The following is a 26577-nucleotide window of genomic DNA, read 5'->3' on the forward strand; positions in this document are numbered from 1 at the left end:
GCAATGCAATGCTCACGGCACGGTGTAGTTCGAGCAGTCGGGCACGGGGGTGTCGGGCACGTAAGCGCGGGCCTGCGGGTCAAAGCGGTACAGCCGCTGGTAGCTGCATTGGGGGTCAGTCACGGTGACCAGGTCGCGCTGGCGCAGGGGCCTCGCCGCCACCGAGTCTTTGGAGCGCGACACACGCCCCGGAAACGAGGTCGCCTTGCTGCGGTAGCGCAGCACCGGCATGCCTGCTGCAGCGGGCGCCCCCGCCAGGGCAAGGCTGGCGTCGAAACCATATTCGTCGTGGCAGGCGCCTGCACGCTGCTTCATGTGACGCTCGCTGAAGCAGGCCCGTATCGTGGCGACAATCGGTCAGACGCTGCCTGCCGTAAGGCCCGAGAGGCCGCTTTTTCCCTAGGCCCATCCACCGTGCGCAGATTCGCCGTTGCTTACTTTTTTCTCGCTGTCGCAGCCCTCTGCCTCAGCGCCTACTGTTTCGTGCAGGTGCCTTTCGACAAACTCAGCACGGAAGTGGCACTGGAAGCCATTGAACGCAATTACATTGACCGCGGGAGTTTCAATGCGCAGGAACTGAAAGAGCTCGATTGGAACCTTCGACGGATTCGAGGCAACTCCAGCGCATACAAGCTTGCGCGCAAACACCTGTGGCAGGCGGGCGTATACGGCTTCGGGGCCTTCGGCCTGTTCAGCGGGCTGATGGGCTTCAGCATGCTGGGGGCGCTCCGAAAGCGGGCGGCAGACCTGTCCGCGGCCGGGCGTGGCGGCGCGGCGTAGCAGCGCTTCACCCGAAGCGATTCACCCCAGCCCCACCGCCCTCTTCAGCTCCACCCCCGTCAACCGCAACCGCGGCCCACTGAGCAGTTCGCACATGCGCGCACTGAGCGGCGCCTGCGCCCCATGCTGCGCGGCCAGCCGTACCACCGCACCGCAGATGGCGTCGATCTCGGTCACGCGGCCGGCTTCGAGGTCGTCCCACATGGAGGAGCGGGCCGTGGCGTCGATCTGCAGCATGCGCTTGGCCAGGCGGGTGAAGAGCCAGTTGGGCAGGCGCATGACCCGGGGCAGCATGCGCGGTGAGACGGCGGTGACCTGGGCGGGCGTGATGCCGGCGCGCCGCATCACGCCCAGGGCCTCGGTCTGCAGGGCGGCGAAGACGTATCGGCAGTCGCGGTCGAGCAGTTCCTCGCGCAGGGGCAGGTTGGACAGGGCGTTGACCGGGTTGTTCAGGTTGAGCAGCAGCTTGCCCCACTGCACGGCGCGGATGTCCTGGGGCAGCACGGTGGCCAGGCCGGCGGCGTTGAAGACTGCGGCCACGGGCTCGGTGGCGGCGTCGCGCTGCAGCTGGATGGCGCCGGCCGTGGCGCGGTGCACCTGGGCGCCGCGCAGCACCACGTTGTAGGGCACCATGCCGGCCAGGGCGTTCAGCGCGGGTGCCTGTGCCGCAATGCGGGCCACGTTGTCCACGCCGTTTTGCAGCGAGATGACGGGCGTGCCGGGCGCGCAGGCGGCGGCCAGCTCGCGCGCAGCGCTGTCGGTGGCGCCGCTTTTCACGCAGAGCAGAATCACAGTGCCCGGGCTCGGCGCGGCCTCGGCCAGCGTGCCAGCCACACGCAGCTGCGCGGCGGGCACGTGGGCACGGTAGCCCTCGAGGTCGGTGACGGTGAGGCCTTCACGCGCCAGGGGCTCCATGGCGTGGGGGCGGCCGACCAGGCAGACGCTTTGCCCCTGCGCCGCGAGGCGCCCACCCACATAGCAGCCGATGGCGCCTGCGCCCAGCACGATGAAGTTCATACGATGCAGCCCCCTTGATAGTGGGCGCATTGTGCGGCCTGGATGCCGCCGCCGGTGCTGCCTATGCGACCGGTGCTGCAGTGGCGGCAGGAAACCGCACCACCACCCGCAGCCCGCCCAGCCGGGGCGAGGCATCCAGCGCCACGCTGGCGCCGTGGGCCTGGGCGATGGCCTGCACGATGGCCAGGCCCAGGCCGCTGCCGGGAGCGCTGTCGGCGGTTTCGCGCACGAAGCGCTGCATCACGCGCTCGCGGTGCTCGGGGGGGATGCCGGGGCCGCTGTCTTCGACCATTAGCTCCACGGCGTTGTCTGCCGTGCGCTGGACCTGCAGGTCCACTTGGCCGCCGGGGGGCGTGTACTTGACGGCGTTGTCTAGCAGGTTGCGCGCCAGCATGCGCAGGGCCTCGGGGCGGCCAGGGATGTGCACGGCATCGGAGTCGAGCAGGCCCATGTCCATGCTGCGCGCCTGGGCTGCGGGGGCGGCATCGGCCAGGGCGAGCTGGACCACGGCGCGCAAGTCCACGGTTTCGGTCGGGCTGGCAGCAGCGGCTTCTTGCCGGGCCAGAGTGAGCAGTTGTTCCACCAGGCGCGTGGCGCGGTCAATGCCGGCGGACAGGCGCTCCACCGCGACGGCGCGCGCCGCATCATCCTGGCCCGCGCGCTGCAGGCCCTGCAGTTGCAGGCGCAGCGCGGCCAGGGGTGAGCGCAGCTCGTGCGCGGCATCGGCCACGAAGTGCTGCTGCGCGGCGAAGGCGCCCTGCACGCGCTCGAACAGCAGGTTGAGCTCGGTCACCAGGGGCTGCACCTCGTCGGGCAGTGCCTCGTCGCTCACGGGCGAGAGGTCGTCGGCCTGGCGGCGGGCGAGCTGGCGGCGCACGCGCTCCACAGGTGCGAGCGAGCGGCTCACGCCCCACCACACGGCCAGTAGCAGCAGCGGCGCCATCACGGCCAGGGGCGCGAGCGTACGCAGCGCCAGGGTGCGCGCCATGCCGCTGCGCACGGCCATGTTCTGCGCCACCTGGATGACCTGGGCGCGCGTCTGCAGCGAAAAAACGCGGTAGGTGCCGCCGCGCGCCTGCACGTTGGTGAAGCCCAGCACCGCGATCTGCGGCAGCGCTGCACCCACGGCCGATTCAAAGATGCGCAGGCCCTCGTTGGTCCACACCTGCACGATGAATTCGTGGTTCTCGTCCTCGCCCGACAGGCCCTGGCCCAGGTCTCGCGCATCGGGCGGCAGGCCCGAGCGCAGGGCCAGCGCGGTCTGCTGCATGTGGTAGTCGAACAGCGAGTCGGCCTCGGCCAGCGCGCTGCGGTAGGCCAGCACGCCCTGCACGGCGCCCGCGAGCAGGATGGCGGCGAGCAGAAAGACCAGCAGCTGCGCGCGCAGGGAGTGTGGCAGCAATCTGCGCCAGGGGCTGGATGGCTCCGTCATGCCTTGGGTACCAGGTAGCCGACACCGCGCACGTTCAAGAGGATGTCCGCCCCCAACTTCTTGCGCAGCCCGTGGATATACACCTCCACCGCATTGCTGCTGACCTCGTCGCCCCAGCCGTAGAGCTTGTCTTCGAGCTGCTGGCGCGACAGCACCAGGCCCGGGCGCGCGAGCAGCGGCTCCAGCACCGCCCATTCGCGGCCCGAGAGGACGACGGGCACGCCGTTGACACTGGCCTCGCGCGTGCTGGGGTTGATGCTCACGCCCTTGTGCTCGTACACCGGCTCGGCCCGCCCGGCCGCGCGGCGCAGCAGCGCGCGGATGCGGGCCAGCAGTTCGTCCAGGTCGTAGGGCTTGAGCACGTAGTCATCGGCCCCGGCGTCGAGCCCCTCGATGCGCTGGGCCACGGCGTCGCGCGCGGTGGCCACCAGCACGGGGGTGCGGTCCTTGCGCGTGCGCATGTCGCGCAGCACGGTGATGCCGTCGCGCTTGGGCAGGCCCAGGTCCAGCATCACAAGGTCATAGGCATTGGCGCGCAGGGCCGTGTCGGCGGCATCGCCATCGCGCACCCAGTCCACGGCATAGTCCTCGGCGCGCAGCAGGTCCTGCACGGCCTCGCCGATCATGGGGTCGTCTTCAACGAGCAGCAGTCGCATGGTGCGGCAAGCATAGCGAAAGAAATGAATGGAAAAGGGCCGCCGAAGCAGCCCCTGGAACCACAGCCTCCAAGCGGACCACAAAGCTCAGCGCAGCGGTCCTGGCTAGGCGCTCCGTCGCAGACAGTACTCAAGGTACGGCAAGACGGAGCAACGACGCCAGGAGAGCTTTTTGGGCCGCTCACCCAAGGCGAACGGGCACGAAGATCTTGTCGCCGTTGCGCTCGATGAGCAAGGCCACCGACTTGCCCGCCTTGGCCATGGCCGCGCGTACCTGATCGATGTCCTTGGCCGGTGCGCCATTGATGGCCAGCAGCACGTCGCCGGGCTGCACGCCAGCGGCGGCGGCCGGGCCGCGCGCCTGCTCGATCACCAGGCCCTCCTTCACGCCCACCTCGCGGCGCTCATCGGGGTCCAGCGGGCGCAGCGACAGGCCCAGCTGCCCCTTGCCCACGGCCTCGTCGGCCTTGGCCACGGCGTTCTTGCCCTTGTCGCTGGCGTCGCCCAGGGTGGCGGTCAGCTCCAGCGGCTTGCCCTGGCGCCACACCGACAGGCGCGCCTTCTGCCCGGGCTGCGCCTGGCCCACCCAGGCCGGCAGGTCGCCCGATGCCACGATGGGCTGGCCGTCCACCTGGCGGATCACGTCGCCCGCCTGCAGGCCGGCCTTGTCGGCCGGGCTGTCCTTGGTGACGCTGGCCACCAGCGCGCCTTCGGGCTTGTCGAGCTGGAAGGACTCGGCAAACGCCTGGTTCACCTCCTGCACCGCCACACCGAGCTTGGCATGGCGCACCTTGCCGGTGGCCACGATCTGTTCCTTGATCTTGTCGGCCAGCTCGATCGGGATGGCGAACGACACGCCCTGGTACCCGCCCGAGCGGCTGTAGATCTGCGAGTTGATGCCCACGACCTCGCCGCGCCCGTTGAACAGCGGGCCGCCCGAGTTGCCGGGGTTCACCGCCACATCGGTCTGGATGAAGGGCACCAGGCTGTCGTCGGGCAGCGAGCGGCCCTTGGCGCTGACCACGCCGGCGGTCACGCTGTTCTCGAAGCCGAAGGGCGAGCCGATGGCCAGTACCCATTCGCCCACCTGCAGGTCCCGCGTGCTGCCCAGGCGCACCGTGGGCAGGTTCTTAGCGTCGATCTTGAGCACGGCCACGTCGGTCTTGGGGTCGGTCCCCAGCACCTTGGCGCGGAACTCGCGCCGGTCGGTCAGCTTGACCATCACCTCGCTCGCGCCCTTGACCACGTGGGCATTGGTCAGCACCAGCCCGTCGGGGCTGACGATGAAGCCCGAGCCCTGGCCGTGCGTGGGCACGTTGGGCTGCACGCCACCACCGGCACCAGGCACGCCGAAGCGGCGGAAGAATTCGTAGAACGGATCATCGGGGTCCAGGCCCGGCGCCTGGCGCTTTTGCTGCTGCTGGCGCGCGGTCGGCTGCTCGTCATCGTCGTCCCCGTCCATGGAGGCGCGGGAGCTGCCCGTCACGCTGATGTTGACCACGGCCGGGCCGTTCTGCGCGGTGATCTGCGCAAAGCTGGGCAGCGCGGCGCCGGCGGGCAAGGCGGCCTGCGCCACCACGGGCGCCGGCACGGGTGCCGATGCCCGCGCCGTGTGCCCGCTGATGAGCCCGACGCTTGCGGCGCCCAGGGCCCCTGCGGCCACCAGGGCGGCGATCAGGCGGCGGGGGGTCGATGCGACAAAGCTGGAGGTGTTCATGGTGGTCTGCCTTTCCTAGCAAGGGATTTGCTGTGATGGAAGGCAGTTTCTGAGCGGACACTTAGGCGAAACTTAGGCGGGCCGGGCCCAACTGGCGCAGCGGTTCTGGCCAGACTTTCGCAATCGGCCAGGATGAAAGCCACAGCCGCAACGGTTCAGGCGGCACCTGCTTGCTCAAGCGTCAGCTGGATGGACTGGAGGCCCGCCTGCACCATGGCTTCGATGCTGGGAGCTATGGAATCGGGCAGCACGTCCACGGACCAAATGAACCGGCAAGACCCCGGACCTTCCGGCACAACCTGGGCAGAGGCGTTGTGGTGTGCAAGGCGCTCGCTGATCGCCGACCAGGAGACGCGCCGGATGGCGACGATTCGTTCGGTGGCGCTGACCCCATTGGCGAATTTGAGGATGCGCTCACTGCCGTCGAACTCGCACTCGACCACAAAGCCCCGCACCAGCCGGGTGTGCAGGTTGCCTACGTCACGAAGTGCATCCCAGGCCTGGTCAGCCCCGACATTGAGCAAAATGGTGTGAGAGAAGTACGCCACGGCTGCCTCCGCTTGGTTGAATGCGCAGGCGAAGAGTCCGCGAAGCCGGCGGTTTGACTCGCCGAATTCGGACACCTTCATCCACCCTCCCAGGCAGCGCGTGTGCTGCCCATCGCTTGCGCCTGCACGTCTGCAGACCTCGGCGACCTAGTAAACCCACAATACCTCGAACTGCTGTCGGGTCGGGCCGACCTGCAGCAACACCTCGTCCCCCTCGCATTTGCCCAGCATGGCCCGAGCCAAAGGGGCTTCGCTGCTGATGACCTGCACCGGCTGGCCGCCACTGGCCAACTGCATGCTGCCCCCATCCGGACCCCAAAAGAACAGTTGCTGCCTGTCATCGGCATCGGCCAGGCAGACCAGCGCGCCGAGCTGTATGCCTTTGCCAGCGTCGTAGGGATGTGGGTGGAACTGACGCCAATGGGCCATTGCCTGGCGGATGGCTTCGGCGCGCCGGGCTTGGCCGGTGGCCAGGTAGGCGGCTTCGAGCCCCAATGTGTCGTACTTGTTTTCGGCGATGTTCTCTTCGTGGGTCGCCGTTTCATGGGCCACGCGCACCGCCTCTTCGGCCTGCAGCAGGTCTTGGGCAAGCCGTTGCAGCACCTGCTGCTGCAGCAAGAATTTGTCCATGGTGGTGAAAGCTAAGGGCAGGTGTTGATGGCGAAGGGCCGCACGCGCCTGCCCTGTGCGCTTCGGTTGGCCGCCGTTGAACTGCAGCCATGGGCAAGGTCCTGATACTGCCGCAAGCGATGCGGCCGGACGCGATGCCGGTGGATCACAAGAACCGGTACACGATGGCCCCATGCTCCACCTCGCCCGGCGCCAGCCAGTGCATAGGGAAGGCCGGATGGTTGGGCGCGTCGGGGTACTCCATGGGCTCCAGGCAGATGCCATCGCCAGGCTGCCAGAGCCAGCCGCCTGCGCCAGTGCCCCGGCCCAGGTCGCGCGCCGGGTCTGCCTTGAGGCCGTGGCCCGCGTACACCTGCACGCCGGGGGCCGTGCTCCACACCTGCATGCTGCGGCCGCTCACCGGCTCGCGCAGGCGCGCGGCCAGGCGCAGGCCAGGGCTGCTGGCGGGCAATGCAAACGGTGCGCGGGCCGATACCGAACTGTCGAGCACCAGGTAATGGTCCAGCCCGCCGGCCAGCGCCAGCTGGTCACTGTGCTGGGCAATGGCCTCGCCCACCGTGCGCAGCTCGCGAAAGTCGAAGGCCGTGCCCTGCACATCGTCGACCTGCCCCAGCGGGCATACGTCCAGCGCCAGCGGCACATAGCGGCTGGCGGGCACCTGCAACTGGTGGCGGTGCGTGCTGCCATGGCCCGCGAGGTTGAAGAAGGCATGGCCCGTGATGTTGACGATGGTGGGCGCATCCGCCGCCTCGGCCGTCCAGGCCATCTGCAGCGCGTTGTCGGGCGTGACGGCGATGCGCACCGTGAGCCGCACTGTGCCGGGCACGCCATCGTCCTCGGTGCAGAACACATGGCTTAGCAACAGGGCATCGGCCTGCACTTCGTCCACCGCAAACACCTGGAAACGGCTGCCGCGCGGCCCGCCATGGTGGTGGTGCGGGCCGCTGTTGGTGGGCAGGTGCATCGTCAAGGTACCGCCGGGTAGTGCCAGCAGCCCCTGGCGCAATCGCCCGGCCCAGCGGCCGATGAGTGCGCCCATGGAGAGCTGCCCATCGAGGTAGCCCTGCAGGCTGTCGTAGCCCAGCGCCACATCCACCAGCCCGCCCTGCCCGTCGGGCACCGCAATCTGCACCAGCCGCGCGCCGTAGTTGCTCACGGCCACCTGCATGCCGCCCTCGCCCCGCAGGGTGTAGAGGTCGGTGCGCTGGCCGTGCAGGGTTTGCTGGAATGCGTCGCGGTGGAGGGTGTGGGGCATGCGCCGAGTTTATGCGCGGCGACGGGTTGGCGCAGGCAGGATGCCGGTGGCACCTCTCAAGCCCTGCACGCCTGGACGAAGCTGTTCAATTCCGCATCCCGATCATGCTCATGCGGCCCCGCATAGCGCGGCTCGGGGTACGCCGCCAGGTTCACCACCACCAGCTGCTCTGCGCGGTGGATATATATGCGCTGGCCGGAGTGCCACATGACCAGCATGGCGCCGTCGTCGGTGAGCCACCAGCCGTCGCCCGTGATGCCGAGCGAGCGGCGCGTGGGGTGAAAGTCTTTGGGAATGTCGAAGGTGCGAGTGGCCATGGCGTCCACCCAGCCGGGGCCGCTGGGGCGGCTGACGCAGCCCCAGCGCGGGCGATCGGCAGGGGCCGGGCGGCCCCTGCCGTCACACAAACTCGATGCCCTTGCTGGCCAGCCCCACCAGATCAATGCGCGTGGCATTGAGTTCCAGGTTGGCCGCCATCACGGCCACCTCGTTGTACGAAACGCCGCTGACCATCAGGTCCACCAGGGGCTTGAGCTCGGCCTGCGAGCCCGCGCGGCCGACGATGTTGGTCCACAGCAGTTGTGCCACCTGGGACGGCGTCTGCACGCCCAGCAGTTGCAGGGCAATGCCTGCAACGGTCTGGCTGGAGGCCCCTGCGTCGAGCAGGCGCATCACCTCGCCCACCGCGCCCTTGTTGGTCAGAAAGGCCGGGCCGCCCAGCGCACCGAGCAGCTTGGCGGCCTGGCCGGCGTTGCCGTTCAGGTCCAGGGCCAGCTTGGTGTCGCTGAAGCTGATGCGCTCCACCCGCGTTAAATCGAGCATGGCCCCATCGGTCATGCGCTGCACGGTATAGCTGCCGTTGCCGTTGTGCTGCACGTGGGTCTGCGCGAGCGTGGCCGGCACCACGACCGTATCGGCACCCGCCCCGCCGTCCACATACCGGGCCAGGCCCAGCGTGGGACTGATGGTGTTGTTGCCGGCGTCGCCGGTCACATCTCGGATGGCATCCACGCGCACGGCAACTGCACTGGCCATGCCTTCCAGCAGCTGCGCTGGCGTCCTGCCTGCGCTTTGCTGCGGGAAGAACTGGGCAAACAGGGCGGCCACTTCCAGCGCGGTGGCGCTGGTGAAGGGTTGGATGATGGCGCCCTCGCCGGGCGTGAGCTCGCGCCCCAGCCACTTCTGGAACAGGTAGGCCGCCGCTTCCTCGGCCGCGCTGTGGGCCACGGTGAGGCTGGGGCCGCTGTCGAAGCGCACCCGCTCCACATCGACCAGCCAGTCGGAGACACCGGATGCGGTATGCGTGAGCTTGATGCCATTGGCCTCCAGCACCACCGTGTAGTCCGCGCGCGAGCCCTCCTGCAGCGCCACATCGAAGCCTGTGCCGCCATTGAGCTTGTCGCTGCCCGTGCCGCCCGAGAGGATGTCGTTGCCGGCGCCGCCGAAGACAATGTCGTCGCCGGCGTCGCCATAGACCCGGTCGTCCCCGGACTCGCTGCCCACGGTGTCGTTGCCGTCGCCACCGTGCAGGGTGTCGTTGCCCGGGCCCAGCACGATCCACTGGGCGGCACCATCGCCAACGGCCATGTTCTGGCCGGCACCGCCGATGGTGCGCACGGCGCCTACGATGGCCACGAACTCGACGTTGTCCACCTGGATCACGCTGCCCGCGGGCAGGGCGCGCGCGTCCACCACGATGGCCTGCTTGCCGTCCCCCGCCGCGGCGCTGCCGTTGATCACCAGCGGCACATTGGGGTTGAAGCCGGTGCCGGTGATGGGCTTGATGATCTGCACCACCAGCGATTCGCTGGCGCCCAAGGTGGCCAGGAAGTCCTGCGCCTGGGGGGCCAGTTCCGAATTGCTGCCCGCAGCGGAGTCGATGCGCTTGAGGAGCTCAGTCTGTGCGGCCGAGCCCGTGCTGCCGGTGGCCTGCCCCACGGAAGTGAGGCCCACGCCAGCAGGTACGCTGACGGACACGAGGGCATGGCCATCGGCGGCCTTGACGATGGGGATATCGGCCAGCGGGGTGGCCGAGCCGGGCGTATCGGGCCGGTTGCTGGCAACCACGGGCACCGTGGTGGTGGTGGTGCCATCGGGCTCCGTGGTAACGGTGACGGGCGTGCCATCCACGTTGTTCGAGGGCGGCGGCGTGCCCCCGACCGTGACCGCGTTGCCTGTGCGATCGGCGATCACCACGGCCGCATCGGCACCAGCGTTCCAATCCTCGGCAAAGGCGATGTTGTAGGTGGTTCTGTCGGTAGCGCTGGTGCCGGTCTTGTCCAGCAGCAGGTTCACGGCTGCCTTGTCGCTGGCGCTCAGCGTCAGGGTGAAGCTGGTGGCGCTGGTGATGTCCACGTTGGCGGTGTCGGTCAGCGCATGGGTGCCGCCAGCCTTGCCAGTGAAGGTGAGCTTGTTGGCGACGATGTCGTTGGCAGTGCCGGCCTTGCCCAGCAGGTTGGTGCCGGTAACTACCAGCACCCCGGTGCCCACATCGTAGGTGGCACTGGTAGCGGTGGGTACCGCGACATTGCTCACGGTGATGGCATTGCCCGTGAGGTCGGCCACCACCGAGGCCGCATCGGCGCCGGCGGCCCAGTCCTCGGCAGCAGCCAGGTTGTAGCTCGTGCCGCTGGTGGAACTGGTGCCGTTCTTGTTGACCAACTGGTTCACGGCCGCACGGTCGGCCGCGCTGAGCGTCAGCGTGAAGGCAGTGGCACTGGTGATCTCCACATTGCCTGTGGTGGTCAGCGTGTACTCCGCGTCGCCCTCGCCGATGAAGCTGAACTTGTCGGCAACGATGTCGTTGGCGGCCCCCGCCAGCGCGCTGAAGCCGGTGCCGGTCACCACCAGGGCGCCGCTGTTGGCGTTGTAGGTGGCGCTGGTGATGGTGGGAGCCGGCCCCGGGATGGAGACCGTGATGGCATTGCCCGTGAGGTCGGCGATGTTGCCGCCCGTGACCACGCTGTTCCAGTCATCGGCTGCGGCCAGGTTGTAGGTGGTGCCACCCGTGGAACTGGTTCCCCCCTTGTTGAGCAGCGCCGCCACCGCGGCGATATCGGCGCCCGAGAGGGTCACCTCAAAGCTGGTGGCCGAAGTGACCTCCACGTTGGCCGAGGTGGACAGCACGCGGGTTGCGCCGCCTTCGCCGGTGAGGGTCAGCTTGTTGACCGAGACATCGTTGGTGGCCCCGTCGGTCTTGACCAAGTTGGTGCCCGTGACGGTGAGGACATGGGTGCCGGTGTCGTAGGTGGCGCTGGTGATGGCAGGGGCGGCCACGCCGGAGACGAGCATGGCGTTGCCGGTGGTGTCGGCGGAGGCCCCCGACTGCCAGCCGGCCGCTGCCGCCAGGTTGAAGACGGTGGCGTCCACCGCCGCGAGGCCGTTGGTGTTGAGCAGGCCGTTGACGTTGAGCTGGTCCGCCGCGTTCAGGGTGACCGAGAAGGTGGTGGCGCTGCTGGCGTTGACGTTGCTGCTGGTCAGCACGTAGCTGGTGCCGCCCTGGCCGGTGAGAGCGAGCTTGCCAACATCGACATTGCCGCCGCTGGCGAGGTTGGTGCCGGTGACGGACAGCACCCCGGTCGATGCGTTGTAGGTGGCGCCGGTGATCGCGGCGATCGATACGACAGCCGGCTCGAAATCCAGGTCATCCAGGGCCAGGGAGAGGTTCGCACCCGCGAAGGTGAAACTGGTGATGTTCTGAAAGTGGGTATTGGCCGTGGTGTTGACGTTCTGCTGCAGGATGGTCGTGCCACTGCTGGCGTAGGTCAGGGCCGAGCCCCCATCGGGGGTGACGGTGATGGTGCCATCGGCCGCTGCACCGAAACTCAGGCCATTGAGCCGGAATGCGCTGCCATCGGCCGCCTCGACCTTGATGCTGGAAATGCCAGAGACATTGGTCCGGTCGAAGCGCAGAAAGTAGTCACCTGCGTCGTTGCCCAGCGCCGACAGGGTGCTGTCGTTGGAGACCCTGTGGGAGTAGGTGCCCGTGCCGGTGACCGTGTACTTGATGCCGTCCAGCGTGAAGGTGGCCGTGGCGAAGTTGGTGATGCCATTGGAATCGTAGTTTTCGTCGGCGGGCGCAGCCAGCACCGCTGCATAGTCGGCCGGGCCCACCAGCGCCGGGGTATGCACCGGGCCGTGCTGCCGCCCGAGCACCCAGTCGCCGCCCAGTTGCGGCGAGCCGGTGGCGTTGGTGGACGCCGCCACGTTGGCCCCGAACAGGTCGGACAGCGTGCGCAGCAAGGCGATGCCCTCCCTGCCCGCGCCCGAGTGGCAGCCGTAGAGCAGCACGTCGCCATCGTCGGCGAGCACGCTGCCGATGGCGCGCAGCAGGTCGGCATGCCCTGGGGCGTTGTCGGCATCCAGCACGGTGCTGCCCCAGTGCAGGCGGCCCGGGCTGCCGTGGGAGAGCACATGCAGGGCGCCAATGCCGCTGCGCCCCTGCAGGTGCGCGGCCATCTGTGCCAGGCCGTCGCGCATGCCATCGAGCAGCACAAGCTCGGCCCCCTCGGGGACCGCGGTGGCCAGCGCCGCTGGGTCGTGCAGATCGCTGAAGAGGAAGACCATCTGCACGGGGCTGCTGTGCGCGTCGGTGGGGTGAGCGAGGTCCAGGGGGTGGTAGGCCATGCTGATTGCATCCTCGTGCTGGCGGCCAGGAAACCAGGTGCCTGTGGCCGCAGATCTCTCGGGGGGACCGGATGCCCAAGCGGGCGTTCGGCTCGGAGCGCGGCACCACGGCCTGGGCTGGCTGAGCGCAAGACGGGGTGACAGCGCTTTCTACCAGAAAGCAGCGGCAAGACGAAGTGTTTCTTGCCGGGGCCGCCTATGGGAGGACAACCACCCTGCGCCGATCGCCGTAAGATGGACGGCTGTCGCGCTGCGGTCCGAGCGCCCGCCCCCGCGCGCTGTCCCGTCGTTACCACCATCAACAACCTGCAGGTACAGAACCTTGAACACCATGCGCCGTCTCGTTGCAGCAGGCATCGCCGCTACCGTGGGCTGGAGGGGGGCCTGGGGCCAGAAGCCCGAAGGACGCCCGTCCACACCCCCAGTGCCTGAACCACCGTCGGTGCAGCCGCGCCATGTACTGTGCTTCCTCGGAAAAAGCAGCAACCTGGCTCCATTGAAGGCCGCCGTGTCGGCAGCGGTGCGTGATTTCGCGACCGGGTTCAGTGCGGACGAGGACTACTCCCTTTCCGAGCCTGACAAGCGCATGCCACGGTCGTTCGAGGTGAACCGCGACCGGGTGCTCCCCAATGCCTGGACCGCAGCGGACGAACAGGCGGTCGCCAGCCACCGCTCCGTCCTCTACGTGCTGGGGCCGCCCATGGATCGGCAGGACACGGTCAAGGTCTCGATGGCGGCACTGCAGTTGGTCAGCCGGCTGATCGATGCCGGGGCGGTTGCCGCCAAGGGCGAAAGTGCAGGCGTCGCGCACGGGCTTGATCGTTGGCGGGAGCTGGTCCGCCAGGGCGCCCGGGCCCTGCAATCCGGCGACCTGCTGGCACAGCAACGGGTGGGCCGCCTGGCCTTCGCCCGGCGCCCGATATCGGACAAGGGCTACCTGCAAAGCGTGGGCTTTCACCTGGTCGGTTTGCCGGAGGTGTATGTGCCGCAGTCGATGGGATCGGAGCTGCAGGCGGTGGCGCTGATGGATGCCGTGGCGGATGAGATGGCGCAGCGCGGGCTGGCGCAGGTGCTCAAGGAGCGCCGCGGCGCCCACACGCTCGCCTCCTCTTACGAAGAGGACGACTTCAAGTTCAACCCCTATGGGGTTGTCAGGCTGCCCCGTTGACGCCGCAGCGGCGGTGTGCAGACTGGCAGCGCATTCACCTCCCCGCCTGACCCTGCCCCGCACCACGCGTCACCAACCAGATCCCCGCGCACACCAGCACCAGGGCCACCAGGTTCTTCCACTCCCACAGCGCCTCGCCCAGGAAGAGGGCCGACAGGGCGGCGCCAAAAATGGGCACGGTGAAGTTGAACACCGTGACCTGGCTCACGCGGTTGTGCTTGAGCAGCAAGCTCCACAGCGAGAACGCGGCCGAGGACAGCAGGGCCAGGTACACGAGCAACACGGTGGACGCAGGCGTGAAGCCAGAGAGCGAACCGCCCGTGCCCCAACCCATGGCGAGCAGGGCCACACCGCCGATGGCCAGTTGCCAGCCGGTCATGGCGACCGAATCCATGCGCTGCGACACCTGCTTGCCATAGATGCTGGCGGCGGCCAGCACCAAGGCCGCGAGCACGACAAAACCTTCGCCCAGCAGGGTGAAGTCCATGTCCAGCGTGCCGCGGCCCAGGTTGACCACCATGACGCCCGCAAAGCCCACCACGCAGCCCCAAAGCTTGGCGTGGCTCAGGCGGTCGTTGTGGTAGACCCAGTGCGCCAGCAGCACGCTGAAGAAGGTGCCGGTGGCGTTCATGATGGAGGCCTTGACGCCCGTGGTGTGCGCCACGCCGACGTAGAAGAAGACGTACTGCAGGGCGGTCTGCGCCAGGCCGAGCACCACGAGCTGGCGCGGCGCGCCGGGGCCCAGGGCCAGGATGTTGCGGCCGCTGGCCAGGGCCCAGGCCAGCAGTATGAGCCCAGCGCCCACAAAGCGCCAGCCCGCGAAGACGAGCTGGGTGGGCACGTCGCTCTTGGCAATGGCGAACCAGGCGTAGCCGGTTTTGATGGCGGGGTAGGAGCTGCCCCAGAGCAGGCAGCACAGCAGCGCCACGGCGACGAGGACCTTGCGGTCGGAAAAACGGGAAGCCCCCATCAGGTCCATCTTTCGTTCAAAAGAAGATGAGGCGCCCGCAGGCGCCTCGTTCATATCCAGAAAAAACCGCAGGGGAGCCGCAGGACGCCCCCCTGCGCTTCACCCACCACCCTTGAGGACCAGGTCCGGCAGCCACATGGAGAACTGCGGCACGTAGGTCACCAGCATCAGCGCGACGATGAGCGCGCTGTAGAACGGCCAGATGGTCTTCATCACCTCGCCCACGGAAATGCCGCCGATGGTGCAGCCGATGAACTGCGTGGTGCCCACGGGCGGGGTGTTCAGGCCCAGGGCGCAGTTGATCAGGATGACGATGCCGAACTGCTCGGTGCTCATGCCGAACTGCTGGCAGATGGGCAGGAAGATCGGCGTGCAGATGAGGATGGTGGCCGCCATGTCCAGGAAGGTGCCCAGGATGAACAGGATGATGTTCACGCACAGGAAGATGACCCACGGCGAGGTGCTCATGGACTTGAGCGCATCGCCCGTGAGTTCGGCCACGCCGTACAGGCCGATCAGGTAGCCGAACATGGACGAGATGCCGATGAGCAGCAGCACCGTGCCCGTGGTCTTGACGGCCTTGGAGGCGGCCTTGAGGAACTGCTCGCGCGTGAGCTTCTTATAGACGAAGACCGAGAGCACCAGCGCCCAGAGCACCGCGACCGACGCCGACTCGGTGGCCGTGAAGGCCCCCGACAGGATGCCCGCGATGATGATGACCACCACGGCCAGGCCCGGGACGGAGGCACGGAACGAGATCCACACGATTTCCCAACCAGGGAAGGTGCCGGCGGGATAGCCGCGCTTGACGGCCACCAGGTAGGCAGCCGCCAGGTTGCACACCGTGAGCAGCAGCGCGGGCACGATGCCCGCGAGGATCAGCGCGGCAATGCTCACCTTGCCGCCGGCAGCGAGTGTGAAGATGATGAGGTTGTGCGAGGTGGGCATGAGCGCGCCCACCAGCGAGGCGTGCGTGGTCACGTTCACCGCGTAGTCGGTGTGGTAGCCCTCTTTCTTCATCTGCGGAATGAGCACGGCGCCCATGGCCGAGACGTCGGCCACGGGCGAGCCCGAGACGCCGCCGAACAGCGTGCAGGCGAGCACGTTGCTCATGCCCAGACCGCCGCGCACATGGCCCGCCACGCTCTTGGCGAAGTTGACGATGCGGTCTGCGATGCCGCCGTACATCATGATCTCGCCGGCGAAGATGAAGAACGGGATGGCCAGGAACGAGAACGGGTTCATGCCCGAAATCATCTGCTGGAAGCCCACGGCCAGCGGCAGGCCTTCGTAGAGGATGGTGGCCAGCGAGGACAGGCCGATCGAAAAGGCCACGGGCACGCCCAGCAGCAGCAGCAGCGTGAAGGTCACGCAGAGGATGGTCAACGCCATGGTGGTGGAATCTTTGTAGGGACGTAAGGGTGCAAAAGAACGGCTCGGGGGCGGGAAGTCAATGCCAGGCCGGCTCGACCTCGACGCCGCGCAGGATGGCGATGATGTGCTCCAGCGAGAACATGGCCACCAGCACGCCGGCCATGGCGGGCGGCACGTACTTGAAGGCTTCGGAGATACCGAGCGTGGGGATCTTGTAGGGCGCGACCGATTCGGCCAGCACGCCGCAGTTCCAGGCCATGACGACGCCGAACAACAGCACCAGCGCGTGGATCAGCAATTCGAGCTTGGTGCGCAGCCAGTCGGGCGCCAGCACCAGGAAGGATTCGAGGCCGATGTGGCCCGCATCGCGCACGCCCACGGCCATGCCCAGCATGGTCACGTAAAGCACCAGCAGCACAGCACCGCTCTCGGCCCAGGTGGGCGTGTCGTTGAACACATAGCGGCCGATGACCTGGTAGAGCACGGCGCAGACCAGAAGGACCAGGCCCCCCACCCCGAGCTGCAGGCAGGTGCGCGCAATCAAAGCGCAAAGTCGCGTGTACATAGTGGACATTGAAAAACTACAACTGGACAGAGGCTGGCGGCGGGGCCCTGCCCTGCGCCGCCAGCCTGAAGGGGCTCTGGGTTCTGCTTACTTGACCGCGTCGATGCGCTTGACCATGTCCTGCAGCTTGGGGTCCTTGAGGAACTTGTCGTACACCGGCTTCATGGCCGTCTTGAAAGCGACCTTGTCGATCTCCACGATCTGCGCGCCGCCGGCCTTCACGGTGGCCAGGGATTTCTCTTCGCGCTCGTCCCAGATCTTGCGCATGAAGCCCACCGACTCCTTGGCCGCTGCGCGGATGGCCTTTTGCTCATCGGCGCTCAGGGTGTCCCACACGCGCTTGGAAAACAGCAGGATCTCGGGCGCCATCGAGTGCTCGGTCTTGTTGAAGTACTTGGCCACCTCGAAGTGGCGCGAGCTCTCGTAGCTGGGGTAGTTGTTCTCGGCAGCGTCCACCAGGCCGGTCTTGAGCGCGGTGTAGACCTCGCCGAAGGGCATGGGGGTGGCGTTGGCGCCCATGGCTTCGAGCAGCGAGACCCACAGGTCGCTCTGCTGCACGCGCACCTTCAGGCCCTTGACGTCGGCCAGGGTCTTGACGGGCTTCTTCACGGTGTAGATCGAGCGCGCGCCGCTGTCATAAAAGGCCAGGCCCACGAAGCCCTGCGATTCGCAGTCCTTGAGGATCTCGTCGCCGATGTCACCGTCGAGCACCTTGCGCATGTGTTCCTTGTCGCGGAACAGGAAGGGCATGGTGGGCACCATGGTGGCGGGGCAGATGTTGTTCATGGGCGCGACGTTCACGCGCGTCATGGCGATGGCGCCCAGCTTGGTCTGCTCGATGGTGTCCTTCTCGATACCGAGCGACCCCTTGGCGTAGACCTTGATGCTGTGTTTGCCGCCGGTGGCCTTGGACAGCGTCTCGCCCATGTGGCGCACGGCCAGCACCGTAGGGTAGTCCTCGGGATGGATGTCGGACGAGCGGAACTCGGTGGCCTGCGCGGCCAGGCTGCCCAGCAGCATGCCGGCGGCCAGTGCCACGCGGCCGATGAGGTGTGGAACGTTCATGGTGGTTTGTCTCCAGGGTTGAATGGGGGGTGGTCAGGCAGCCCGGGCGGGCTGGTACGGGGCTTCTCTGAGCCCCTGTGCGCCGGGGCGGGTCACCAAGACCGCACCGCCGTGCGCGATGTCGTCGCCCTGCGGCTGTCCCGGGCGGATGGACGTGATGAACAGCAGGTCCAGGTCGGGGCCGCCGAAGCTGCACATCGACGGCTTGCTGGTCGGAACGGTGAGCGAGCGGTCGAGCACGCCCGCGGGCGTGAAACGGTGCACCAGGCCCGCGTCGTTGGCGCAGATCCAGTAGCAGCCATCGGTGTCGATGGCCGCGCCATCGGGCCGGCCGGGCAATTCGCGCATGTCCACGAACAGGCGGCGCGGGCCCAGGCTGCCGTCGTCATGCAGGTCCAGTGACCAGATCTTCTGCACGCTGGGGTGGCTGTCGCTCAGGTACATGGTGGCGCCGTCGGGGCTGAAGGCCAGGCCATTCTGGGTGACCAGGCCTTCGACCTGGGGCACCGAGAGGCCGCGCGCATCCTGGCGATACAGGCCCCCTGCGGGCTTCGCCAGGGCCATGTCGCGCACCATGGTGCCGGCCCAGAAACGGCCCTGGCGGTCGCAGCGCCCGTCGTTGAAGCGCATGCCGTCCTGCGGGTGCTGCACGGGGGAGATGGGGGTGCAAGCCAGCGTGCCATAGTCGGCCGGGAGCAGATGAAAGAGGCCCGTGTCCATGCCGGCGATGAGGCCGCCCTCGGCGTGCAGCGCAATGCAGGCCAGGCGCTCGGGTGTGGCCCAGCTCGTGAGCTGGCGGTCGGCCCAGCGCAGGCGGCGCAGGGCGCGGCCTTCGATGTCCACCCAGTACAGGGCCTGCTCGGCAGGGCTCCACAGCGGGCTTTCGCCCACCTGGTCGCGGTGGTCGGCAAGCAGCAGGTCCACGGTGGTAGCGCTCATTCGAAAGGCCCCGTGCGCACGAAGGGGCCGCCCTGGAATATGACGGCCGGGTCGGCCATGTCGGGCGCCGGGTCGGCGGCCTCCACCTTGGCGCGGAAGGGCTCGGAGCTGTCCTGCGGACGGTAGCCGATGTGGCGCGCCAGGGTGTTGTCCCACCAGGTCGTCGTGTTGTCGCCCATGCCGTAGATGGTGCTGTGGCCCACTACGGGTGCGGTGAGGCTGGCGACGACCAGGCGCTCCAGGTCGTCGTAGCTCATCCAGGTGGCCAGCATGCGGCGGTTGCGCGGCTCAGGAAAGGAGGAGCCGATGCGCAGGCACACGGTTTCGATTCCGTAGCGGTCGAAATAGAAGCGCGAGAGGTCTTCGCCGAAGGCCTTGGAGACGCCGTACAGGCCGTCGGGCCGGGCCGGGTCCTTGAGGCCCACGACTTCGTCCTGCCGGTAGAAGCCGGTGACGTGGTTGCTGCTGGCAAAGATCACGCGCTTGACGCCTTGCTTGCGCGCGGCCTCGTACAGGTTGTACACGCCCACGATGTTGGCGGGCAGGATGGCGTCCCAGGGTTGTTCGGTGGACACGCCGCCCAGGTGCACCACGGCGTCCACCCCGGCCAGCAGGCCGTGGATCGCAGCGGCGTCCTCCAGCCTGGCGGGGCGCACTTCCTCCCCGGCGGCCTCGGAACCCAGGTCGGCGATGTCGGACAGGCGCAGGGTAGTGCAGTACGCCTTGAGGCGGCTGCGCAGTTCACGGCCCAGCCCGCCTGCGGCGCCGGTGAGCAGCAGGCGGTTGAATCGGATCGGGGTCGGGTGGCAGGGCATGGAAATCGGGAAGGTTCTTGGCTTACAGTTGCGGTATGCGTCGTTGAACGTCATCAGTTGTCGTACAACGAAAGGCAATGTACTCCCATGAGCCCCTTCGATACATAGGGATAACACCAAGAAATGAACACCGCCGTCGCCCTTCGCCGCAAGCCCCGCACCCTGGCCCTGGAGCTGGTGGAGTCCCTGGGTGACCGTATCCGAGACGGGCGCCTGGCGCTGGGCGACAAGCTGCCCACGGAGGCGGCGATCATGGCGGAGTTCGAGGTCAGCCGCACGGTGGTGCGCGAGGCGATTTCCAAGCTGCAGGCCTCGGGCCTGGTGGAAACACGGCACGGCATCGGCACCTTCGTGCTGGGCCTGGGCCAGGCGCCGGGCTTCAAGATCACGCCCGACCAATTCAGTACGCTGCGCGACGTGATCGCCGTGCTGGAACTGCGCATCGGCGTGGAGACCGAGGCCGCCGCGCTGGCCGCGCAGCGCCGCACGGACGCCAACATCGCCGCCATGCGCATCGCACTGGACGCCGTGACGCAGGCGGTGGACGAGGGCCGCGATGCGGTGGCATCGGACTTCCAGTTCCACCTGGAAATTGCGCGCGCCACGCAGAACAGCCATTTCGCCGAGCTGATGGGCACGCTGGGCAGCATGATCATTCCGCGTGCGCGGCTCGATGCCGGCGACAGCGAGAGCGACCTGCGCCAGTACCTGCGGCGCGTGAATGGCGAGCACGAGAGCATCTACGACGCCATCCTGGCCCAGGACCCCGACGGCGCCCGTGCGGCCATGCGCACCCACCTGGCCAACAGCCGCGAACGCCGCCGCCGCGCGCAGGCCGAAGCGGGCTGAGCGCCAGGGGTGGCTCCCGCCCTTGGCGATCAAGGGTGCGCAAAAGCACATTTTGTTGTACGATGACATACAACAATTGTCTGCGCGCGATGGCTTGCAGACACGGGGCTCAGCTGCCAGCAGCATGCCGCCGCCCTGCATGACAGGAGACAGCAATGCACGCCCGAGGCTTGCCGAATCTGGCGTCGGCAGGTTATCGTTCAGTGTTCACTACATCAACCGCCAGCCCATCTGCAGTGCGGCGCTGAGCGCCCAGCCTTGCGGCAACCCTGATTTTCACCCCCTCAACCACCCACCTCAGCCTACAACCACCATGCATGCAAATCTGATCGGCGGAAACTGGACCGAAGGCGTCCGCAGCTACCGCAACACCAACCCTTCGGACACGCGCGACGTGATCGGCGACTACACCGTGGCCAGCCGCGAGCAGGCGCTGGAGGCCGTCTCGGCTGCCCACGCCGCCTTCCCGGCGTGGAGCCTGTCCACCCCGCAGCAGCGTTTTGACGTGCTGGACGCGGTGGGCAACGAGATCATCTCTCGCAAGGCCGAGCTCGGTGACCTGCTGGCCCGCGAAGAGGGCAAGACCCTGCCCGAAGCCATTGGCGAAGTGGGCCGCGCGGCCGCCATCTTCAAGTTCTTCGCCGGCGAGGCGCTGCGCCCCGGCGGCGAGGTGCTGCCTTCGGTGCGCCCCGGCGTGGGCATCGAGATCACGCGCGAGCCCCTGGGCGTGATCGGCATCATCACGCCGTGGAACTTCCCCATCGCCATCCCGGCCTGGAAGATCGCGCCGGCCCTGGCCTATGGCAACTGCGTGGTGTTCAAGCCCGCCGAGGTGGTGCCCGGCTCCGCCTGGGCGCTGGCCGACATTCTGCACCGCGCGGGCCTGCCGGCCGGCGTGTTCAACCTGGTGATGGGCCGCGGCTCGGACGTGGGCCAGGTGCTGCTGGAAGACGAGCGCATCGCCGGCGTGAGCTTCACCGGTTCGGTGGGCACGGGCCAGCGCGTGGCAGCGGCCTGCGTGCCGCGCGGCGCCAAGGTGCAGCTGGAGATGGGCGGCAAGAACCCCTTCGTGGTGCTCGATGATGCGGACATCAACGTCGCCGTGGGCGCTGCCATCAACAGCGGCTTCTTCTCCACCGGCCAGCGCTGCACCGCCAGCAGCCGCCTGGTGGTGACAGAAGGCATCCACGACCGCTTCGTGGCCGCCATGGTCGAGAAGATGAAGACTCTGAAGGTGGACGACGCGCGCAAGGCCGGCACCGACATCGGCCCCGTGGTGGACGACCGCCAGTTGGCGCAGGACCTCGAGTACATCGGCATCGGCCAGCAGGAAGGCGCCAAGCTCGCCTACGGCGGCGAAGCCCTGGAGAAGAACGCCGACGGCGCCCCCGGCTATTACCTGCGCCCGGCCCTGTTCACCGAGACCACGCCCGGCATGCGCATCAACCGCGAAGAGATCTTCGGCCCCGTGGTGAGCGTGCAGCGCGTGAAGAACTACGAGGAAGCGCTGGCCCTGGCCAACGACACGCCCTTCGGCCTGGCCAGCGGCATCGCCACCACCAGCCTCAAGCACGCCACGCACTTCAAGCGCCACGCCCAGGCCGGCATGGTGATGGTGAACCTGCCCACGGCTGGCGTGGACTACCACGTGCCCTTCGGCGGCCGCAAGAGCAGCAGCTACGGCCCGCGCGAGCAGGGCCGCTATGCGGCGGAGTTCTACACCACGGTGAAGACGGCGTACACGCAAGCCTGATCCATCCTGGCTTGACGCAGATCCATCGGGCGCCATCGGCGCCCGATTGCTTTTGGCGGCTTGCCTGCATAATTGCGCCCCATGCACGCCCTTCGAACCTTTGCCGCCCTGCGCCTTGTGGTGCTGGCCTGGTTCATGGCGTCCGTGGGCGTGGCGATTGCCTCGCCGCTGGTGAACCCGCAGGCCATCGAGGTGATCTGCTCGGGTGCCGGCACCATCAAGCTGCTGGTGCAGACCGAGGACGGCACCGTGGAGATGGGCGCCATGGGCATGGACTGCCCGCTGTGCGCCACCGTGGGCGCCCCACCACCGGCCAGCACGGCCACCCTCCCCCTGCCGCAGCCGCTGGCGCATGCCGTGCAGCCCGTGGAGGCGGCGCGCATCGCGGCCATCACCGCAGCACCCCTGCCCGCCCGCGGGCCGCCAACGACTCTCTGACCTGACCGCCATTCGCGCGGCCCCGGATCGCCCGGGCTGCGCGGCTTTCCCGTCGTCCGCGCCGCGGACGGTGCGCACCGGCAGCCCGGTGCCATGCCGTCCGCCAGAGAGTTTTGCCATGTCCCGTTCCCTTTTGGCTGGTGCCGCCACGCCCGCCCGCTTCTTCCCTCTGTCGCCCATGTGCACAGCCATCCTGGCCCTGGTGCCACTGGCCGCCACGGCGCAGACACCCACCCTGCAACCGGTCGACGTGGTCGATGCCGCGGCCCAGCCCAATGGCCGGCTGCAGCTCGACACCCCAGTGGCTACAGGCAGCCGCCTGGGCCTCACGGCGCGCGAAACGCCGGCCTCGGTCACCCTGGTGGACCGTGCCACCATCGACGCGCGCGGCGCGCAGGACACGCAGGAGATCCTGCGCGCCGTGCCCGGCGTCAGCGCGCACAACGCGCCCGGCTCCATGGCCGCAAGCTACCGCGGCTTCACGGCCAACTCGGTGGCGCAGCTGTACAACGGCATCAACCCGCAGTACGGCAGCGCCACGCGCGCGGTGGACAGCTGGATCTACGACCGCGTCGAGGCCATCGGCGGGGCGTCGAGTTTCCTCTACGGTTCGGGCGGGGTGGGCGGCTCGATCAACTACATCACCAAGACGGCCGAGCGCGGCAATTTCGCCGAGGGCCAGGTGCGCGCGGGCTCCTACGGGCTCAAGGAAATCTCGGTGGGCCTGAACCGGCAGATCGCAGGCAGTGCGGGCAGCAGCGACAGTTCCGGCCCGGCGCACTTCGCGCGCATCGACATCAACCACCGCGACGCGGGCAGCTGGACTACGGGCACGAAAACCCAGGCCACGCAGCTGGCCACCTCGCTGCTGTCGGACCTGGGCGGGGGCTTCACCCACACCCTGTCGTACGAGTACCAGAAGGACCATGTGGACCGCCCTTACTGGGGCACGCCGGTGCTCAACCCCGCCGTGGGCGCGCTGCGCATCGACCCGGCCACGCGCTTTGCCAACTACAACAGCGCCGACGGCGTGTACGGGCACCGCGTGCAGTGGCTGCGCTCGGTGGCGCAGTGGCGCGTGTCCGACGCGCTGCAGCTGCGCAACACCTTCTACGCCTACGACGCGCTGCGCGACTACCGCAACGTGGAGATCTACACCTTCAACGCCGCCAACACGGCCGTGGCGCGCACCTCGCCCTATCTGCAGCGCCATGACCAAACGCTGCTGGGCAACCGCATCGAAGGCACCTACCAGGGCCAGTTGGCGGGCCGAAAGAGCGACTGGGCCTTTGGCCTGGACATGAGCGTGAACAAGCAGACGCGCTTCCCGCAAGGCCCCGCCGTCACCGTGAGCACCGTGGACCCCTACCGCTTTGCAACCGAGAACTTCTTCGACATTCCAGGCCTGTCACCAGTCTGGAACGCCGACAAGGACAACAAGGCCACGACGACCGCCCTGTACCTGGAGAACCGCACCGCCGTGGTACCCGGCCTGAACCTCGTCACCGCGCTGCGCCACGAGCGCATAGCCCTGGACCTGGTGAACCGCCGCGCCGTGACGGCCGCCGCGCCCGCCACCTTCAGCCGCGACTACCGTCCCACCACCGGCCGCCTGGGCCTGGTGTGGGACATCGCCCCCGGCGCCAACCTGTACGCCCAGGCCTCGAACGCGGCCGACCCGCCTTCGGGCTCGCTGGCCTCAGCCTCCTTTGCCGATGTGCGCAACAACAGCGAACTGACCACGGGCCGCCAAGTCGAAGTGGGCAGCAAGTTCGACTTCTGGGACGGCAAGGGCAGCGCCACCGTGGCGGTGTACGAGATCCGGCGCCAGAACATCGCCTCGCAGAACCCGGCCAACCCCAACCTCACGCTGCTGGTGGGCGAGCAGTCCTCGCGCGGCGTGGAGCTGTCGGCTGGCTTGCGCCCCAGCGCCCAGTGGCAGCTGCAGGGCAACCTGGCGCTCACGCGCGCACGGTACGAGAACTTCGTGCAGGGCGGCGTGTCCATGGCGGGCAAGGTGCCGGCCCTGGTGCCGCAGGCGGTGGCCAACCTCTGGGTGTCGTACGCCATCACGCCCACGGTCACGGCCAGCGCGGGGCTGCGCCATGTGGGCAAGGTCTATGGCAATGCGGCCAACACCAAGTACTGGCCCTCGTACACCCTGCTCGACCTGGGCCTGGGCTGGAAGCTCGGCTCCGCCACCACGCTCACCGCGCGCATCCGCAACGCCACCGACCGCACCTACGCGGCCGAGGTGCGCGACCAGGTCTACCTTGGCGCACCGCGCACGGCCGATCTGACGCTGCACACCGCGTTCTGAGGCCGGAGGACACCGCATGCAACACGCCAAGCGCTGGCTGTACCTGGTCCACCGCTGGGCCGGGGTGGTGCTGTGCACCTTCTTCGCCATGTGGTTCTTCTCGGGCGTGGTGATGATGTACGTGGGCTACCCCAAGCTCACGGCCACCGAGCGCCTGGAACACCTGGCGCCGCTGCGCGGTGCATCCATCGCGCTGGAGCCCGCCGATGCTCTGCGCGCGGCCGGCATCACCGGCCCCCTGGCCGACCTGCGCCTGGCCGTGGCCAGCGGCGGGCGGGCCGTGTACCTGGTGCAGCCCGAGGGCGCGCCCAAGCGCCAGCCGGCCACGGTGGTGGATGCCGCCACCGGCGAGGTGTTGCGCAGCGTGGACGCGGGCCGGGCCACGGCATCGGCCCAGGCCTTCGCGGGCGCATCGGAAGGCGCCCCGCGCCACCTGGGCACGCTGGACGAAGACGCCTTCACCCACTCGCGCGCGCTCGATGCGCACCGCCCCCTGCACCGCCTGGCCCTGGGCGACGCGGCGGACACCGAGGTGTATGTCTCGGGCACCACGGGCGAGGTGGTGCGCGACGCCACACGCAGCGAGCGCGGCTGGAACTACCTGGGCGCCTGGATCCACTGGCTCTACCCGTTTCGCGGCAATGTGTTCAATGCCTGGTGGGCCGACATCGTGAACTGGCTGTCCATCGCGGGCATCGTGCTCACCCTCACGGGCACGGTGGTGGGCGTGCTGCGCTGGCGCTTCACGCGGCGCTACAAGAACGGCTCGCGCTCGCCCTACCGGGGGTTCATGATGCGCTGGCACCATGTCTTCGGCCTGCTGTTCGCGGCGGTCACGCTGACCTGGATCTTCAGCGGCCTGATGTCCATGAACCCCTGGAAGATCTTCGACAGCGGCGCCCCGGCCCTGCGCCAGCAGGCCATGCACGGCGGCCCACTGGTGGTGCCGGCACAGGCGGCCAGCGTGCAGGCCCTGCTGGCCGCGGCTTCGCCCAACACGCGCGAGCTGCGCTGGGTGCGCCACGCCGGCCACACCCTGGTGCTGGCCGCCAGCCCCACGGGTGCGCCCGCCGTGCTGGACGCCGCCACAGCACAGGCCCAGACCTTCAATGCGCAATCATTGCAGGACGCCGCGGCCCGCTTGGTGGCCGCCCCAGTGGCCCGCGCCGAGCTGCTGCACGATTACGACCTGCACTACTACAGCCGTGCCGCCCACACCATGACGGGCGGCGGTGACAAGCCCCTGCCCGTGCTGCGCGTGGTGTTTGCCGACGCCCATGCCACCTGGGTGCACATCGACCCGCACACCGGCGCCGTGCTCGACAAGAGCGACACGCACCGCCGTGCCAGCCGCTGGCTGTTCGCCCTGCTGCACAGCTGGGACTGGGCGCCGCTGCTGGCCAGCCGCCCGCTGTGGGATGTGCTGCTCATCGTGCTGAGCCTGGGCGGCGGGGTGCTGAGCGCCACGGGCGTGGTGGTGGGCTGGCGGCGGCTGGTGCGGCCGTTGCGGGGCACAGTGCAGGCTGCCAAGGTGGGTGCAAAATAGTGTTGAAACTTTCTGTTTCGCCAAGATACACTGCGTAACACCCGGGTGGCATGCTGCATCCCTGCCGCAGGCGCCCGGGCCCCGCCGTCTTCAACACCAAAAACCACCCACCTG

The 26577-nt window shown here is 68.3% G+C and carries 23 protein-coding genes; 7 read left to right on the forward strand and 16 right to left on the reverse strand.

The features are described from left to right. Positions 1-12: 12 nt before the first annotated feature. A complete protein-coding gene (locus tag AC07X5_RS07220) occupies positions 13-315 on the reverse strand; it encodes a hypothetical protein (RefSeq protein ID WP_494769579.1) in 303 nt (100 codons plus the stop codon). 99 nt (positions 316-414) lie between these two features. Between AC07X5_RS07220 and AC07X5_RS07225 the strand changes: the two genes are divergently transcribed. Then, positions 415-780 carry a hypothetical protein gene (locus AC07X5_RS07225; RefSeq protein ID WP_494769580.1) on the forward strand — a complete coding sequence of 122 codons (366 nt, stop codon included), beginning with the start codon at positions 415-417 and terminating at the stop codon, positions 778-780. A gap of 21 nt (positions 781-801) precedes the next feature. Here the strand turns inward: AC07X5_RS07225 and AC07X5_RS07230 are convergent, their stop codons facing one another. The 9 genes from AC07X5_RS07230 to AC07X5_RS07270 all read right to left on the reverse strand — a co-directional run bounded on the left by AC07X5_RS07230 (position 802) and on the right by AC07X5_RS07270 (position 12661). After that, positions 802-1797, reverse strand: a complete 996-nt coding sequence (locus tag AC07X5_RS07230; RefSeq protein WP_494769581.1) for a 2-dehydropantoate 2-reductase — start codon at positions 1795-1797, stop codon at positions 802-804. Positions 1798-1858: 61 nt separating this feature from the next. After that, a complete protein-coding gene (locus AC07X5_RS07235; protein ID WP_494769582.1) occupies positions 1859-3229 on the reverse strand; it encodes an ATP-binding protein in 1371 nt (456 codons plus the stop codon). After that, the gene (locus AC07X5_RS07240) at positions 3226-3885 is read right to left on the reverse strand and encodes a response regulator transcription factor (protein WP_494769583.1); all 660 of its coding nucleotides are present in this window, start codon (positions 3883-3885) and stop codon (positions 3226-3228) included. The genes AC07X5_RS07235 and AC07X5_RS07240 overlap by 4 nt, the downstream gene beginning before the upstream one ends. 181 nt (positions 3886-4066) lie before the next feature. Next, a complete protein-coding gene (locus AC07X5_RS07245) occupies positions 4067-5602 on the reverse strand; it encodes a Do family serine endopeptidase (protein WP_494769584.1) in 1536 nt (511 codons plus the stop codon). 155 nt (positions 5603-5757) lie between these two features. Next, a complete protein-coding gene (locus AC07X5_RS07250; RefSeq protein ID WP_494769585.1) occupies positions 5758-6231 on the reverse strand; it encodes an SRPBCC family protein in 474 nt (157 codons plus the stop codon). A gap of 66 nt (positions 6232-6297) precedes the next feature. After that, positions 6298-6780 carry a GreA/GreB family elongation factor gene (locus AC07X5_RS07255; protein WP_494769586.1) on the reverse strand — a complete coding sequence of 161 codons (483 nt, stop codon included), beginning with the start codon at positions 6778-6780 and terminating at the stop codon, positions 6298-6300. Between the two features lie 145 nt (positions 6781-6925). Next, on the reverse strand, positions 6926-8035 hold the full coding sequence (locus AC07X5_RS07260; RefSeq protein WP_494769587.1) for an aldose epimerase family protein: 1110 nt from the start codon (positions 8033-8035) through the stop codon (positions 6926-6928). A gap of 56 nt (positions 8036-8091) precedes the next feature. After that, positions 8092-8352: a hypothetical protein gene (locus AC07X5_RS07265; RefSeq protein WP_494769588.1), complete on the reverse strand. Its 261-nt coding sequence runs from the start codon at positions 8350-8352 to the stop codon at positions 8092-8094. Positions 8353-8434: 82 nt separating this feature from the next. Further along, positions 8435-12661 carry a DUF4347 domain-containing protein gene (locus tag AC07X5_RS07270; protein ID WP_494769589.1) on the reverse strand — a complete coding sequence of 1409 codons (4227 nt, stop codon included), beginning with the start codon at positions 12659-12661 and terminating at the stop codon, positions 8435-8437. 331 nt (positions 12662-12992) lie between these two features. Here AC07X5_RS07270 and AC07X5_RS07275 point away from each other — a divergent pair, with 331 nt between their 5' ends. Further along, positions 12993-13829: a hypothetical protein gene (locus AC07X5_RS07275; protein ID WP_494769778.1), complete on the forward strand. Its 837-nt coding sequence runs from the start codon at positions 12993-12995 to the stop codon at positions 13827-13829. Positions 13830-13863: 34 nt separating this feature from the next. Here the strand turns inward: AC07X5_RS07275 and AC07X5_RS07280 are convergent, their stop codons facing one another. The 6 genes from AC07X5_RS07280 to AC07X5_RS07305 all read right to left on the reverse strand — a co-directional run bounded on the left by AC07X5_RS07280 (position 13864) and on the right by AC07X5_RS07305 (position 19557). Further along, positions 13864-14799, reverse strand: a complete 936-nt coding sequence (locus AC07X5_RS07280) for a DMT family transporter (RefSeq protein ID WP_494769590.1) — start codon at positions 14797-14799, stop codon at positions 13864-13866. 99 nt (positions 14800-14898) lie between these two features. Further along, positions 14899-16191 carry a TRAP transporter large permease gene (locus tag AC07X5_RS07285; RefSeq protein WP_494611577.1) on the reverse strand — a complete coding sequence of 431 codons (1293 nt, stop codon included), beginning with the start codon at positions 16189-16191 and terminating at the stop codon, positions 14899-14901. Positions 16192-16249: 58 nt separating this feature from the next. Next, a complete protein-coding gene (locus tag AC07X5_RS07290) occupies positions 16250-16738 on the reverse strand; it encodes a TRAP transporter small permease (protein ID WP_494769591.1) in 489 nt (162 codons plus the stop codon). An 87-nt stretch (positions 16739-16825) separates the two neighbouring features. Next, a complete protein-coding gene (locus AC07X5_RS07295; protein WP_494769592.1) occupies positions 16826-17803 on the reverse strand; it encodes a TRAP transporter substrate-binding protein in 978 nt (325 codons plus the stop codon). Positions 17804-17836: 33 nt separating this feature from the next. After that, positions 17837-18742 (reverse strand): SMP-30/gluconolactonase/LRE family protein, encoded by a 906-nt coding sequence (locus AC07X5_RS07300; RefSeq protein WP_494769593.1) that lies wholly within the window; start codon positions 18740-18742, stop codon positions 17837-17839. Beyond that, positions 18739-19557, reverse strand: coding sequence for an NAD-dependent epimerase/dehydratase family protein (locus AC07X5_RS07305; protein ID WP_409960708.1), 819 nt, complete (start codon positions 19555-19557; stop codon positions 18739-18741). The genes AC07X5_RS07300 and AC07X5_RS07305 overlap by 4 nt, the downstream gene beginning before the upstream one ends. Positions 19558-19680: 123 nt before the next feature. Between AC07X5_RS07305 and AC07X5_RS07310 the strand changes: the two genes are divergently transcribed. From AC07X5_RS07310 to AC07X5_RS07330, 5 genes are all read left to right on the forward strand, one after another. Next, positions 19681-20406: a FadR/GntR family transcriptional regulator gene (locus AC07X5_RS07310; protein WP_494769594.1), complete on the forward strand. Its 726-nt coding sequence runs from the start codon at positions 19681-19683 to the stop codon at positions 20404-20406. A gap of 313 nt (positions 20407-20719) precedes the next feature. Continuing rightward, positions 20720-22159 carry an aldehyde dehydrogenase family protein gene (locus tag AC07X5_RS07315; RefSeq protein WP_494769595.1) on the forward strand — a complete coding sequence of 480 codons (1440 nt, stop codon included), beginning with the start codon at positions 20720-20722 and terminating at the stop codon, positions 22157-22159. 81 nt (positions 22160-22240) lie between these two features. Next, on the forward strand, positions 22241-22597 hold the full coding sequence (locus tag AC07X5_RS07320; protein ID WP_494769596.1) for a DUF2946 family protein: 357 nt from the start codon (positions 22241-22243) through the stop codon (positions 22595-22597). 118 nt (positions 22598-22715) lie between these two features. Further along, positions 22716-24917, forward strand: coding sequence for a TonB-dependent receptor (locus AC07X5_RS07325; RefSeq protein WP_494769597.1), 2202 nt, complete (start codon positions 22716-22718; stop codon positions 24915-24917). Between the two features lie 16 nt (positions 24918-24933). Continuing rightward, the gene (locus tag AC07X5_RS07330) at positions 24934-26463 is read left to right on the forward strand and encodes a PepSY domain-containing protein (RefSeq protein ID WP_494769598.1); all 1530 of its coding nucleotides are present in this window, start codon (positions 24934-24936) and stop codon (positions 26461-26463) included. Positions 26464-26577: the final 114 nt, after the last annotated feature.

The sequence above is a fragment of the Acidovorax sp. GW458-11-26-14-TSB4 genome (genome assembly GCF_059423865.1).

What these genes read in the sequence shown, in the direction of transcription:
- AC07X5_RS07230 (WP_494769581.1), bottom strand. Translation starts at nt 1,797, where the DNA reads ATGAACTTCATCGTGCTGGGCGCAGGCGCCATCGGCTGCTATGTGGGT.
- AC07X5_RS07240 (WP_494769583.1), bottom strand. Translation starts at nt 3,885, where the DNA reads ATGCGACTGCTGCTCGTTGAAGACGACCCCATGATCGGCGAGGCCGTG.
- AC07X5_RS07275 (WP_494769778.1), top strand. Translation starts at nt 12,993, where the DNA reads ATGCGCCGTCTCGTTGCAGCAGGCATCGCCGCTACCGTGGGCTGGAGG.
- AC07X5_RS07320 (WP_494769596.1), top strand. Translation starts at nt 22,241, where the DNA reads ATGCACGCCCTTCGAACCTTTGCCGCCCTGCGCCTTGTGGTGCTGGCC.
- AC07X5_RS07220 (WP_494769579.1), bottom strand. Translation starts at nt 315, where the DNA reads ATGAAGCAGCGTGCAGGCGCCTGCCACGACGAATATGGTTTCGACGCC.
- AC07X5_RS07270 (WP_494769589.1), bottom strand. Translation starts at nt 12,661, where the DNA reads ATGGCCTACCACCCCCTGGACCTCGCTCACCCCACCGACGCGCACAGC.
- AC07X5_RS07285 (WP_494611577.1), bottom strand. Translation starts at nt 16,191, where the DNA reads ATGGCGTTGACCATCCTCTGCGTGACCTTCACGCTGCTGCTGCTGCTG.
- AC07X5_RS07245 (WP_494769584.1), bottom strand. Translation starts at nt 5,602, where the DNA reads ATGAACACCTCCAGCTTTGTCGCATCGACCCCCCGCCGCCTGATCGCC.
- AC07X5_RS07260 (WP_494769587.1), bottom strand. Translation starts at nt 8,035, where the DNA reads ATGCCCCACACCCTCCACCGCGACGCATTCCAGCAAACCCTGCACGGC.
- AC07X5_RS07325 (WP_494769597.1), top strand. Translation starts at nt 22,716, where the DNA reads ATGTCCCGTTCCCTTTTGGCTGGTGCCGCCACGCCCGCCCGCTTCTTC.
- AC07X5_RS07250 (WP_494769585.1), bottom strand. Translation starts at nt 6,231, where the DNA reads ATGAAGGTGTCCGAATTCGGCGAGTCAAACCGCCGGCTTCGCGGACTC.
- AC07X5_RS07290 (WP_494769591.1), bottom strand. Translation starts at nt 16,738, where the DNA reads ATGTACACGCGACTTTGCGCTTTGATTGCGCGCACCTGCCTGCAGCTC.
- AC07X5_RS07280 (WP_494769590.1), bottom strand. Translation starts at nt 14,799, where the DNA reads ATGGGGGCTTCCCGTTTTTCCGACCGCAAGGTCCTCGTCGCCGTGGCG.
- AC07X5_RS07295 (WP_494769592.1), bottom strand. Translation starts at nt 17,803, where the DNA reads ATGAACGTTCCACACCTCATCGGCCGCGTGGCACTGGCCGCCGGCATG.
- AC07X5_RS07305 (WP_409960708.1), bottom strand. Translation starts at nt 19,557, where the DNA reads ATGCCCTGCCACCCGACCCCGATCCGATTCAACCGCCTGCTGCTCACC.
- AC07X5_RS07310 (WP_494769594.1), top strand. Translation starts at nt 19,681, where the DNA reads ATGAACACCGCCGTCGCCCTTCGCCGCAAGCCCCGCACCCTGGCCCTG.
- AC07X5_RS07255 (WP_494769586.1), bottom strand. Translation starts at nt 6,780, where the DNA reads ATGGACAAATTCTTGCTGCAGCAGCAGGTGCTGCAACGGCTTGCCCAA.
- AC07X5_RS07315 (WP_494769595.1), top strand. Translation starts at nt 20,720, where the DNA reads ATGCATGCAAATCTGATCGGCGGAAACTGGACCGAAGGCGTCCGCAGC.
- AC07X5_RS07300 (WP_494769593.1), bottom strand. Translation starts at nt 18,742, where the DNA reads ATGAGCGCTACCACCGTGGACCTGCTGCTTGCCGACCACCGCGACCAG.
- AC07X5_RS07265 (WP_494769588.1), bottom strand. Translation starts at nt 8,352, where the DNA reads ATGGCCACTCGCACCTTCGACATTCCCAAAGACTTTCACCCCACGCGC.
- AC07X5_RS07235 (WP_494769582.1), bottom strand. Translation starts at nt 3,229, where the DNA reads ATGACGGAGCCATCCAGCCCCTGGCGCAGATTGCTGCCACACTCCCTG.
- AC07X5_RS07330 (WP_494769598.1), top strand. Translation starts at nt 24,934, where the DNA reads ATGCAACACGCCAAGCGCTGGCTGTACCTGGTCCACCGCTGGGCCGGG.